Genomic DNA, 12,628 nt, shown 5'->3' on the forward strand with positions numbered 1-12,628 from the left:
GCCCGGCTCCTCTAAGAGCCGGGCCGTTCCTTCAAGGCGGATCCGAGACGATTCGTCGGCCCTCAGGTTCCTTTACGGTAACAGTGATTGTTACAGCCCATGGTATACTGACAAACTGTAAAGGAACGCGAGGGGGCGTTCATCGACGATGGACTGAGGGGCGACGGAGGGAATGCCTTGAACAACTCGTTCGTGCTCGACCGCGATCTCCTCAAGAAGATCATCGGATTCAGCGCCTTCTGGGCTTGGACTCCGCTCATGCTCATGGCTCCTCCCGTGGGTCTCTCGCCCATAGAGCCCTCGGCCCTCTCCGTCCAGCACTTCTATATCACTCTTGTGCAGCTTGTCGTAGTGATGGCGGCGGTTTTGGTGTCTCGGCGTTTCTTTCCCCTGCGGTCGAAGCGAACCGCTCAAATTGCGTGTCCCGTGGCCTTGGCCATGGGCGCCTTGGTGGTGATAGTGACTGGTTTTCTGGGCCGGTCGCTGCTGCTGTCGCTGGCCTCGGCGCTGTTGTCGGGCGTGGGTCTTTCGGGTTTTCGGCTTATCTGGGGCGAGGCGTTCTCCGAGCTGCCCGATGCGCGCAGTCGACGCCTGGTCATGTTCTTTGGTATGGCCTTAGCCTACAACATCTGCGTAGTTGCCGGCGCGGTGCCCGTTTTGGCCCTGGGATTGCCGGTCGTGCTTCCGTTCCTGGCTATGGTGCTCTTGCGCGCTCCCGCCGCGGCAAAGCCGTCGGGCGGAGGTGCTGCTGCGGGGGAGGAGGACGGTGTCTCCGAGGAGGACGCGCGGACGGAGCGCCCGAAATTCCCCCTGTTCGTGCTTCTCTATGGCTTCGTGTGCGCACTGCCCTTTGGAGCCTACCAGGCGCTGCTTTCCCAAGCCGCCGCCCCGCTTGACTGGAATCTCATTTTCGCGGTGCTTCTTATTTTCTTTGTGGCTGCGGCGCTCGTCGATTATATGGCCAGCCGTCGTGTCGGCGACAACATACCGGGCTACGTGCTTGCCATCTTGGGCGGCGGTCTGATGCTGTCGGTATTCGTGGGATCGGTGCGCGAGGATGTGGTGAATATTCCCATCATGCTCGGTCAGCAGCTGTCGCTGGTGTTTATTTTCGACGTGCTGGCCTCCTATGCGCGCACGAGCACGCTGCCTCCGGCGCAGGTTTTCGCCCGTGGCTTTGTGGCTATCGATGCCGGAGTGGCCGTTGGTCTGGGCTGCGCGCTCTGGTTCGGGGCCTTCGCGCCTGCTACGCTTCCGGCCTTCACGGCTTTCATCATGTACGCGGTGTTCCTGACGGGCATTCTCCTGCTTCCGCGCTTCGCGCAGCGCCGTCAGCTCGAGAAGGAGGCCGAGGCGGCGCAGCGGGCTTTAGATTCTCGCGAGGCCGAGGAATCCGCCGATGCCGGAGCGGTTCCCGAGGTCGAGGCTGTCCGCGACCGAGCGTTGGTCGACTGCGCCGTCGAACGTTTCGACCTGACGGCTCGCGAGGCCGAAGTGCTCGAGCTTTTGCTGCGCGGTTATCGCCAGCAGGCTATCGCCGATAAGCTCATTCTGTCGCGCAATACGGTGAAATCCCACGTGGCCCATATCTATCAAAAGAGCAGCACCCACAACGTCGACGAGCTTATCGACCTTTTGCGCGACGAAAAGGGTTGACCTCCACGAAAGACCGCGGTGACAATTAAAGCACCAGGTCAACTTAGGTCTCATCCCCTCATCTCATCCCGTTTGGCGATGGGGGAGAGGTGAGAATCTTCAGGCAAAATCGCCAAGGCGCATGAAGACAGACAGCCCCCTTCGCTCCTAGACTCCTGAGGTGTCGGCGCACCGCGTCGGCAACAGGGAGAGGCAAGCTTTCCGAGCTTGCCGCGTCAGGTTTCTAGGAGGGAACTTATGACTGAAATGCATTCTTTCGAGCGCCGTGATTTCGTCAAGGGTCTGAGCGTGGCCGCGCTGGGCGCCGCCGCCTTGGGCGTGGCGGGCTGCGCGCCGAAGGGCAAGAGCGACGATGAGGCCGCCGGCTCTACGGCAAGCGTGAACCTTGCCAACACCGGCGACATCGAGTGGGCCGCCGAGACCGACGTGCTCGTGGTGGGCTCGGGCGTGGCGGGCTACGCCGCTGCCGTGGCCGCCACCGATAACGGGGCCGAGGCGCTTGTGTGCGAGCAGTACAACGGCGCCGGCGGTGCTTCCGGCGGTTGCCAGATCTTCTATTCGTGGGGTTCGACTAAGCTGAGCCTTCCCCAGAAGTTCGAGGGCATTACCGATGACGCCGACCAGATGTACGAGGCCGTTATGGCCTGCGGCAGCAATCTGGCCGACCCGGATCTGACCCGTGCGCTGGTGGACAACTGCGCCGATACCATCGACTTCTTGGTGGACAACGGCTGCGAGTTCGAGCCGGAGCTGAAGCCCGTCGAGGGCCGCGAGGGCCAGGGCGCCTACAAGACCGCTCAGGCCGGCGGCGCCCCCATGGCGCTGAAGGCCGTGTTCGAAGAGCGCGGCGGCGAGACCAAGCTCGAGACCAAGATGACCGACTTCATTGTGGACGGCGAGTCCGGCCGCGTGATCGGCGCCTGGTTCGAGGATGCCAAGGGCGAGAAGCTGGCCATCAAGGCCCGTCGTGCCGTGATCATGTGCACGGGCCTGTGGCTCCACGACACCGAGATGATCCTGAAGGAGTGGCCGACCATCAACCAGGACCTGCTCGATGCCAACACCGAGAGCGGCTCGAAGGGCATCCCCTTCGGCCCCTTCATGGGCGATCACATCAAGGCCGGTCAGCGCATTGGCGCCAACATGCGTCACATGAGCTACATGAACTCTGAGCCCTACCACTCCACCATGGACCTGCAGGAGCTGGTCATCGCCACCGAGGGTCTGACCCGCGAGCCTGACGAGTTCCACGTGAACCTGAACGGCGTGCGCTTCTACGACGAGTCGAAGACCCGCGGCCAGATGGCCGAGGACATCTACGCCCAGCCCGAGAGCACCTATCTGGTCATCTACGACGGCAAGTGGATTCCCGGCAAGATGCTGCCCTTCGCCACCGAAGAGGACATGAACAACTGGGCCGAGCAGGGCTACATGGTGAAGGCCGACACCTTCGAGGAGCTGGCTGCTGGCATGGCCCGCGTGTGGGGCATGGACGAGAAGGTGGCGCTGAACACCATCGAGACCTACAACTCCTACTGCGAGAAGGGCGAGGATCCGGAGTTCGGCAAGCCGAAGAACTTCCTGACCCCGCTTGACACCCCGCCGTATTGGGTGAGCCCGAAGCAGACTGCTCACGTGCAGATGACTCTCGGCGGCTACGACGCCGATGCTGACGGCCATGTGTACCACGTGAACGGCGAGGTTATCCCCGGTCTGTACGCTGCCGGCCTGTGCACGGGCGGCCACTTCGGCAAGGACGCCATCATGGGCACCTACCAGATGACCGCTTCGACGTTCGGCCGCCTGGCTGGCATTGCGGCCGCTGCCGAGGAGCCCTGGGCCTAAGAGCTATCCCTCACAGGTTGCCCTGGTCATTCCTCCCCTCCCGCCGGGGCAGCCGCTTTACGAAAGAGCCGCGATCGCGCTGATCGCGGCTCTTTTGTTGCAAGACGATGGCGATGCGAAGATGTTGCCGCGCGGAGAAGTCGCAACTGGTAAACTTAAGCGCGATCATCAGGTTTGGCGGGCTCGACCTCGCCAATGCATTCAGGGGAGGCGCTTATGCTTCACGCCCACGACGAATCGGTTCGTGCCCATCTGCTCGAAGGCGGCTTCGGCCTTGAGAAGGAAAGCCTGCGCATCGACGGCGGCGGCTTTCTGGCCCACACGCCCGCCGACTTCGCCGACGACGTCCACATCGTCCGCGACTTTTCCGAGAACCAGGTGGAGGTGAACACGCCGGTTTGCGGCACCGTGGCCGAGGCTATGCAGTCGCTGGAATACTACAACGAGAAAGTACAGCGCGCCCTGGCCAAGCCGGAGTACCACGAACTGGTGTGGCCTTTCTCGAACCCGCCCTATATTTTGAACGAGAAGGACATTCCCATCGCCCAGTACTTCGGGGACCAGGCGGACAAGACGGAGTACCGCGAGTACCTGTCCGACCGCTACGGCCGCTACAAGATGGCCTTCTCGGGCATTCACATCAACTACTCTTTCGGCGAGGAGCTGCTGCGCGCCGACTTCGCCCTCACCGACAGCGACGACTTCGACGCTTATCGCGACGAGCTCTACGTGCGCCTTGCCGAGAACTGCGTCACCTACGGATGGATCCTCACGGCCGTCATGGCGGCCAGCCCCGTCATGGACTCCTCTTACGTGGAAAAGGGCAAGATCGGCGGCGACTTGTTCCAGGGTCTGGCCACGGTACGCTGCTCGGAGCTGGGCTACTGGAACTTCTTCGCGCCCATTCTCGACTATTCGAGCCCCGCGGCCTACGCGGCCTCCATTCAGGACTACATCGATCGCGGCATGATTCGCTATCCCTCCGAGCTCTACTATCCCATTCGCCTCAAGAACTTCGGTGCCTACAGCCTGGAGGGGCTGGCCGAGGGCGTCAGCCACATCGAGCTGCGCATGGTGGATCTCAACCCGCTGGTAAAAAGCGGCCTCGACGAGCGCGACGTGCTGTTCAGCCAGCTGTTCTTGGTGTGGGCCGCCTCCATCGAGGGTCCGCGGCTTTCGGCGAAGGACCAAGTGCAGGCGGTGCAGAACTTCAAGAACGCGGCCCACTACGACCTGAAAACCGTCAAGATCGTCATGCCCGACGGCAGCGCCCATTCGGTGGTGAAGGCCGGCAAGAAGATCATCGACGCTATGGACAAGTTCTATGCCGACTTTGGCAGCGTGGTCCATGACTGCCTGGATTTCCAGCGTCAGAAGTTCGAGGATCCCCATACGCGCTACGCCTGGAAGATTCGCGAGGAGTACGGTCAGGGCTTTGTGGCCCGCGGCCTGCAGCTGGCCCGCAAGCGTCAACGGGAGTACCTGGAGGACTAGCGGCGCCCCTTCGGCCGCTCTTTGCCTGGTTGGCGCGGTTGCCCCTCGCGGTGCGGGGTTTTCTCGTGTATCTTAGGAGAAAACAGAAACCACTCGGGGCACGGAGGCGTCATGGCGTTCGTAGAATTTCGCGATGTGAGCAAAATCTATCAGATGGGCGAAGTGGAAGTGGCCGCGGTACGCGCCATGAACTTCACCATCGAGCAGGGCGAGTTCGTGGTGATCGTGGGGCCTTCGGGCGCGGGCAAAACCACCTTGCTCAATATGCTGGGCGGCATGGATCGCTGCACGTCGGGTACTATTTTGCTGGACGGTAACGCGGTCAGCTCCTACAACCGCAAGCAGCTTACCTACTATCGCCGCTATGACATCGGCTTCGTGTTCCAGTTCTACAACCTGGTGCAGAACTTGACGGCCCGGGAGAACGTGGAGCTGGCCTCGCAAATTTGTAAGAATCCCCTTGATGCCGACGCCACGCTGGATGCGGTGGGGCTGGCCGATCGCAAGCGGAACTTCCCCGGTCAGCTGTCCGGCGGCGAGCAGCAGCGCGTGGCCATCGCCCGCGCCCTGGCCAAAAACCCCAAGCTGCTTCTGTGCGACGAGCCCACGGGCGCCCTGGACTACCAAACAGGCAAGGCCATCCTCAAGCTGCTGCAGGACACCTGCGCCTCCACGGGCAAAACGGTGGTGGTGGTCACCCACAATACCGCCTTCACGGCCATTGCCAATCGCGTCATCCATGTGCGCGAGGGGTCGGTGGCCGCTGTTGAGGTGAACGAGAATCCGCTGTCCGCGGAGGTTTTGGAATGGTAGCCGCATCGGCGCGGATTGCATCCGCCGTTGAGCCGGAAGCGAGGTGCGTCCATGAGTGCCTTCGATAAGGACGTCGTCCGCTCCATTCGCCATTCCCTGGGCCGCTTTGTGGCCATCGCCGCCATTGTGGCCTTGGGCACCGGTTTTTATGCGGGCCTGCGCATGACGGCTCCCGATATGAACCTGGCCGCCGATGCCTACTACGACGGCACGGCGCTCATGGACATTCGCGTCGTGTCCACCATGGGGCTTACCGAGGACGACATGAACGCCCTGCGCCAGGTGGACGGGGTCTACGCGGTTATGCCGGCCTACCAAACCGATGTGCTGGCCACCTTGGGGGGCGAACAGTACGCCATGCGCGTTCATTCGCTGCCCGACAGCGCGGCGGCCAGTTACCAGGCTGACAGCGCCACGGTGGCCTCCGACGACCGTGCCTACCTCAACCGCCTTGAGCTGGCTGAAGGACGTTGGCCCGAGAACGCAGGGGAGTGCCTGATCTTTAATGATCGGGTGATGAGCGGCCCCTCGGACATCGGGGACGTGGTAACTATCGATGCCGGCGCCACGGATCTGGAGGACACGCTCAAGCGCACCGAGTTCACCATCGTGGGCAAAGTGCACTCGCCGCTCTATGTCAGCTCGACGGCCATGGGAACCACCACCTTGGGCTCCGGTACCATCCAGCAGTTCATGTACATCCCCCAAGAAGATTTCGACGAGGACTTCCCTATTTCGGAAGCCTTCGTTGCCGTCAAGGGCGCCCGTGAGCTGGACGCCTCGAGCGATGCCTATCAGCAGCGCATCGACGAGGTAACGGCGGCCATCGAGGCCATTGCTCCTGAGCGCGAGCAAGCGCGGGTGGCCAGCCTGCAAGAGGAGGCTCAGAAGGAACTCGACGAGAAGCGCGCCGAGTACAAGAAGGAGAAGGCGAAGGTGGAGGCCGAGTTGGCCGATGCCGAGGCGAAGCTCAAAGACGCGCGCAAGGACATAACCAGCGGCAAGAAGGACCTTAAGCAGGCCCAAGCAGATATTGCCGAAAGCGAGGAGAAGCTGGCCGACGGCCAGAAGGAGTACGACGAGGGCGTTGCCGAGCTCAAGAAGCAGCGCGCCGATGCCGAAGAGCAGTTTGCGGCGGCCCAGGAGGCCATCGACGAGAACCAAAAGCAAGTGGATGCGGCCGCCGCCCAGCTTCCCGAGCTCCAAGCTACGTTGGAGCAGCTGGAAGGGGCGCTGACGGTCCCAGGTTTGCCCGAAGAGCAGAAGACCGCCCTGGAAGCGCAGAAGGCGCAGGTGGCGGCCGCTATTGCCCAAATTGAACAAGGCCAGGCCCAGCTGAAAGAGGCCAAGGCCCAGCTGAAGGCGCAGCGGGAAGCGGCCGAGGAGCAGTTCGCCGCCGCCCAGAAGAAACTCGACGCGGCCAAGACGGAGCTGGAAGAGGGTCAGAAAAAGCTCGAGAAGGGCAAGGAAGACTACGAGCAGGGCAAAAAGGAACTGTCGGACGGTCGCACGGAGTACCGCGAGGGAAAAGCCGAGTACGACGAGAATGCCTCCGAGGCTGCTGACGAGCTGGAGCGCGCCGAGAAGAAGCTCGAGGATGCCCAGCGCGAGATCGATGATCTGGCAACGCCGGAGTGGCTGGTCATGGACCGTACGAAGAACAGCGGCGTAGTTAGCTTCGAGGCCGACGCCGAGCGTATCGACTCTATCGCCTCGTTCTTCCCCTTCATCTTTTTCCTGGTAGCCGCCTTGGTGGCGCTAACCACCATGACCCGCATGGTGGACGAGGAGCGTCCGCTCATTGGCACGTTCAAGGCGCTGGGGTATTCCCGCGGGCGTATCACCTCCAAGTACCTCATCTATGCCGCGGCCGCCTCGCTTCTGGGCAGCATCGTGGGCATTGCCGTGCTTTCCCAGGTGCTTCCTTGGGTCATCATGGAAGCTTATTCCATTGTGTACTTCGTGCCCCGTGGCGCTATGCCCGTGAACTGGCCCCTTGCTCTGGCAGCCACGGGCCTGGGCGTGGGCATCACCTTGGTGGCCACCTGGGCCGCGGCCGCTGCCACGCTGCGCGAGACGCCGGCATCGCTTATGCTGCCGCGGGCGCCCAAGGCCGGCAAGCGCATTCTGCTCGAGCGCATCGGCCCCTTGTGGCGTCATTTGTCCTTCTCTTGGAAGGTCACGCTGCGCAACCTGTTCCGCTATAAGAAGCGCCTGGTCATGACTGTCATCGGTATTGCCGGTTGCACGGCGTTGCTGCTGACGGGCTTAGGGCTGCAAAACTCCATCAACGACATCATCGACGTGCAGTACGGGCAGCTGGTGCACTACAACGTGGTGGTGTCCGGCGACGAGGATGCGGCCACCGGCGAGCGCGAGAAGGCCGATGCGCTGCTGGCTCCCGGCGACACGGTGCAGGAGGCCGCGCAGGCTACGGTGGAGTCGGTAATGGCCGTGGGCGCGGACGGCACGGAGGTTATGACTACCGTGGTGGCACCGGAGGACCCCTCTGCTTTCGGCAATTTGTGGACGTTGCGCACCCGTTCCTCCCAGCGGCCGGTTACCCTGTCCGACGGCGGCGTGGTGCTCACCGAGAAGCTGGCCAGTCTTCTGGGCGTGGGGCCGGGCGACAAGGTGCGCTTCGCCGAGCAGGACACCTTGGGCAACGCCACTGATACCATCTACACCGCTCCTGTGGCCGCTGTGGTGGAGAACTACGTGGCCAACTATGCCTTTATGACCCCTACGCTCTACGAGCGCACCTTCGGGGAGACGGGGGCGAATCTCACGGTCTACGCCAAGATAACCGAGGATCCCTCGGCTCAGCAGGCGCTCAGCGAGGCGCTGCGCGATACGGGCGGCGTGGAAACGGTGGCCTTCAACGAGGAGGTCATCAGCTCCTACAAGAAGATGCTGCGCTCGGTGGACATGGTGGTGGTCGTACTGGTAGTTGCCGCGGCGGCCTTGGCCTTCATCGTGCTGTACAACCTGACGAATATCAACATCACCGAGCGGGCGCGGGAGATTGCCACCTTGAAGGTGCTCGGTTTCCTGCCGCGCGAGGTGGACGCCTACATCTTCCGGGAAATTGCCTTGCTTTCCCTCATGGGAGCGTTGCTGGGTCTGGCGCTCGGCGTGGTGCTCGAGGGCTTCGTGGTTACCACGGCTGAGGTGGACCAGGTTATGTTCGGCCGCACCATCCACGGGCTCAGCTTCTTAGCGGCCTTCGTCCTTACCATGGTGTTCACCTTGCTGGTCACCCTGGTAATGCGTCCGAAGCTGGCCCACGTCGATATGGTGGAGAGTCTGAAGAGCAACGAATAAACAGGGTTCCGTGGCGAAAAACCGAGGATCTGCGAAGTGGGATGACGGGCCGTCTTCGCGACGGTATGCTGGCTCGCGATGAAAAGGCCGCGGGGGATGCCACGTTAATAATTTGGAAAGATCCTGGTAAGAAAGACTCAGGATTCAAGGCATAGTGATTAATTCTTCGCGAAATTACTCTAATCATATCGTCGGGATGAGAGGATCCCGAGGGAGAGAAGAGGATACGAAGGAGGAGTCATGACGAGCTATCTCGACAAGGTTCGTGAATCGTCAGCGCTGAGCCGCCGCAATTTCGTGAAGGCGGGGGCGGCCGCCACGGCTGCCTTGGCGGCGGGAAGTCTGGCGGCTTGCTCGCCCAACAAGGTTGAAATGGCCGAAACGGGCGAGAGCGGCGACGGACGCAGCGAGAACACGTCCGAGACCGATTATGGCCGCAACCTCACCGAGGGCACGTGGGTCAGCGCCTCGTGCTGGCACAATTGCGGCGGCCGCTGCGTCAACAAGGCCCTGGTTCGCGATGGCGTGGTCGTGCGCCAGAAGGCCGACGATCATCATGAGGACAGCCCTGACTTCCCCCAGCAGCGCGGCTGCTTGCGCGGTCGTTCCCAGCGCATGCAGGTCTTCTCGGCCGACCGCTTGAAGTACCCCATGAAGCGCAAGAACTGGAGCCCCGAAGAGCCCCACGGCGAGCTGCGCGGCAAGGACGAGTGGGAGCGCATCAGCTGGGAAGAGGCCTTCAAGTACGTGGGCGATCAGCTGAAGAAGGTCTACGAGACCTACGGCCCCCGCGCCGTGCTGGCCCACGATGGCGGCTATGCCGGCTATAGCACCATTCGCCTCATCAATGCTCTTGGCGGCGCCTGCGGCATTACGGACACGACGTCCATGGGCACCTACTGCCTGGACACCACGCGTCTGGGCCTGCCCCTGCAGGATTCCGCCACCGAGTCGGCGAACGATCGCTACGATCTAAAGAACGCCGAGTGGATTGTATTCCAGGGATGCAACCCCGCCTGGGCTTCCGGCGGCTCTTCCTGCTACAACTTCCTGCATGCCAAGGCTGCGGGAACGCAGTTCGTTATGATTGCCCCCAGCTGCAACGCCACCGCCCAGCTGCTCAATGCCCGCTGGATTCCCGTGCGTTCCGGCACCGATACGGCTTTCATGCTGGCCGTTGCCTACGAAATGCTCAAGCTTGACGAAGAGCGCGGCGACGTGATCGATTGGGACTTCCTGAACACCTACTGCGTGGGCTTCGACAAGGACCACATGCCCGAGGATGCTGCCACGAAGGAGAACTTCCAGGACTACCTGCTGGGCACTTACGATGAGACGCCCAAGACGGCCGAATGGGCGAGCGAGATTTGCGGCACCCCGGTCGAGGATATTCGCTGGTACGCCGAACTGCTGGGCAAGCAGAACAAGGTGATGATTCTTCATAGCTACAGCTTTGCCCGCAACCATGATTCCGAGGACATTCCCCAGATGTTCATGACCTTGGGTGCCATGGGCGGCCACTTCGGCAAGAGCGGCCATGCCTGCGGCTCCACCTACTATGCGGCAGCGGGCAACGGTGGCCCCAACCTGGTGGCCGCCGGTGGTCACGGACTGGAGCCTTTGGCCAACGCGGTGGACGACGTCATTCCCGGTCCGGTGTTGTGGAAGAGCATCCTGGAGAAGAAGTACCCCTACATCGGCAACCACTACGGCGTCATGGCTCCGCGCGAGGAGCGCGACATCGACATCCACCTCATTTTCTGGGGTCATTCGGCTCGCTTGCAGACGTCGCCCGACCTCATGCGCGGCATCGAGGCACATCGTGCCATGGACTTCGTGTTCTGCAATGCCCAGTTTCTTACCACCCAGGCCAAGTACGCCGACATCGTGCTGCCCGTCGTTACCGAATGGGAGCGCGTGGGCCGCTTCGGCTCGCTGGGCAACCGCGAGGCACTGGTGGTGCATACCCAGGTCATCGACCCGCTGTTCGAGGCCAAAACCGATCAGGAGATCGGCGTGGGCATTGCCGAGGCCATGGGCATCGACCCAGCCACGGTCTACGGGCTTTCCGAGAAGCAGCAGTTTATGAACCAGATTCTGGGATGCACGGTCTTCGACCCCGCCGCGGGCGATATGGTGCCCATGGTGACGGTAACCGCCGACGACCTGGCCGCCTGGGAGTGCGAGGGCGAGCCCCAGGAGGGCAAGGTGGCCCTGGAGAAGTTCCTGGCCGATGGCTGCTACCAGGTGGAGCGCTCCGAGGGCGACGAGTACAGCTTCGTTGCCTACAGCGACTACGTGGCTGATCCGGCGGCCAACCCCCGTCCCAGCAATTCCGGTAAGTTCGAGATCTACTGCCAGGCCAAGAAGGATGCGCTCGACAGCTTTGGCTTTGACACGAACTTCAAGCCCTACCCCTCCTATCATCCGGCCGTGGAAGGCTGGGAGACGCGTTCCGAGGAATACCCCTATGTGGTGTACAACCCGCATTACTTCCGCCGCTCCCACAGCGTTTTCGACAACGTCACCTGGCTGCGTGAGGCTTGGCCGAATCCAGTGTTCATCAGCGCCCAGGATGCGGCCGACAAGGGCATTGAATCGGGCGACGACGTGGTGGTGTACAACCAGTACGGCAAGATTGTGCGCACCGCCAGCGTGCTGCAGACGCTCATGCCCGGCATGATCGGCGTGCCCCATGGCTCTTGGGTCGACTTGGACGAGAACGAGGAATACGACCTGGGCGGCGCGGACAACGTGCTGTGCGGCCCGGTGGTCAGCGGCATGGCCGTGACGGGCTACAACAACTATAACTGCAACATTGAGAAGTACGCCGGCGAGGCCTTGGTGCCCGACTGCGAGAAGCCGCAGCGCATCATCGAGCTGTAGGAGGAGAGGTCATGGCTAACGAGGGATCTGCCCGCAAGGGCTTCTATTTCAACCAGGACAATTGCATCGGCTGCCGCACCTGCCAGATTGCCTGCAAAGACAAGAACGACAACGAGATCGGTGTGGTGTTCCGCCGGGTCACCGACTATGAGGTGGGTGCGTACCCTGCAGTAAAGGGCTATCACTACGCTGCCACCTGCAATCACTGCGAGAACCCGGCCTGCGTGGAGGTGTGCCCCAACGGCGCCACCTACCTCAACGAGGCCGACGGCACCGTGCAGCACGACGATAGCAAGTGCATCGGCTGCGAGTACTGCGTGAAGGCCTGCCCCTATGGCCATCCGCAACTGGTGGAGAGCTTGCATGTTGTCCATCGTTGCAACGCCTGCATCCAGTTGCGCGAGGCGGGGGAGCAGCCGGCCTGTGTTGCCGCTTGCCCCATGCGCGCCCTGGAGTTCGGTGATATCGACGAGCTGCGTGCGGCGCACCCCGAGGGCGTCAACCAGCTGGCCATGCTGCCCGATGCTTCTCAGACGAACCCGTCGGTGGTCATCGATGCCAAGGCGGCTGCTCTGGAGGCTGATCCCGTGCAGGTGGCCCTGTAGGAGCA

At 62.3% G+C, this 12,628-nt stretch carries 7 protein-coding genes; all 7 read left to right on the forward strand.

Translation table 11 applies throughout. From position 1 onward, the window contains the following. Positions 1 to 177: 177 nt before the first annotated feature. The 7 genes from PZH32_RS05610 (at position 178) to PZH32_RS05640 (ending at position 12,623) form a co-directional block, all read left to right on the forward strand. Positions 178 to 1,656, forward strand: coding sequence for a helix-turn-helix transcriptional regulator (locus PZH32_RS05610; RefSeq protein WP_275206758.1), 1,479 nt, complete (start codon positions 178 to 180; stop codon positions 1,654 to 1,656). Between the two features lie 237 nt (positions 1,657 to 1,893). Beyond that, positions 1,894 to 3,501 carry an FAD-dependent oxidoreductase gene (locus PZH32_RS05615; RefSeq protein ID WP_275206759.1) on the forward strand — a complete coding sequence of 536 codons (1,608 nt, stop codon included), beginning with the start codon at positions 1,894 to 1,896 and terminating at the stop codon, positions 3,499 to 3,501. Between the two features lie 216 nt (positions 3,502 to 3,717). Continuing rightward, entirely contained in the window at positions 3,718 to 4,995 is a 1,278-nt protein-coding gene (locus PZH32_RS05620; RefSeq protein WP_275206760.1) for a hypothetical protein, read from the forward strand. A 111-nt stretch (positions 4,996 to 5,106) separates the two neighbouring features. Next, positions 5,107 to 5,808 (forward strand): ABC transporter ATP-binding protein, encoded by a 702-nt coding sequence (locus tag PZH32_RS05625; RefSeq protein WP_275206761.1) that lies wholly within the window; start codon positions 5,107 to 5,109, stop codon positions 5,806 to 5,808. A gap of 51 nt (positions 5,809 to 5,859) precedes the next feature. Beyond that, a complete protein-coding gene (locus PZH32_RS05630) occupies positions 5,860 to 9,132 on the forward strand; it encodes an FtsX-like permease family protein (protein ID WP_275206762.1) in 3,273 nt (1,090 codons plus the stop codon). Between the two features lie 240 nt (positions 9,133 to 9,372). Continuing rightward, entirely contained in the window at positions 9,373 to 12,018 is a 2,646-nt protein-coding gene (locus tag PZH32_RS05635) for a molybdopterin-dependent oxidoreductase (RefSeq protein ID WP_275206763.1), read from the forward strand. A gap of 11 nt (positions 12,019 to 12,029) precedes the next feature. Next, entirely contained in the window at positions 12,030 to 12,623 is a 594-nt protein-coding gene (locus PZH32_RS05640; protein ID WP_275206764.1) for a 4Fe-4S dicluster domain-containing protein, read from the forward strand. Positions 12,624 to 12,628 lie beyond the last annotated feature (5 nt).

Source organism: Adlercreutzia equolifaciens (assembly GCF_029076695.1).
GTDB classification, from domain to species: domain Bacteria; phylum Actinomycetota; class Coriobacteriia; order Coriobacteriales; family Eggerthellaceae; genus Adlercreutzia; species Adlercreutzia equolifaciens_A.

Excerpts from the sequence above, each read along its gene's own strand:
- PZH32_RS05620 (WP_275206760.1), top strand. The coding sequence starts at position 3,718 with ATGCTTCACGCCCACGACGAATCGGTTCGTGCCCATCTGCTCGAAGGC.
- PZH32_RS05640 (WP_275206764.1), top strand. The coding sequence starts at position 12,030 with ATGGCTAACGAGGGATCTGCCCGCAAGGGCTTCTATTTCAACCAGGAC.
- PZH32_RS05615 (WP_275206759.1), top strand. The coding sequence starts at position 1,894 with ATGACTGAAATGCATTCTTTCGAGCGCCGTGATTTCGTCAAGGGTCTG.
- PZH32_RS05630 (WP_275206762.1), top strand. The coding sequence starts at position 5,860 with ATGAGTGCCTTCGATAAGGACGTCGTCCGCTCCATTCGCCATTCCCTG.
- PZH32_RS05635 (WP_275206763.1), top strand. The coding sequence starts at position 9,373 with ATGACGAGCTATCTCGACAAGGTTCGTGAATCGTCAGCGCTGAGCCGC.
- PZH32_RS05625 (WP_275206761.1), top strand. The coding sequence starts at position 5,107 with ATGGCGTTCGTAGAATTTCGCGATGTGAGCAAAATCTATCAGATGGGC.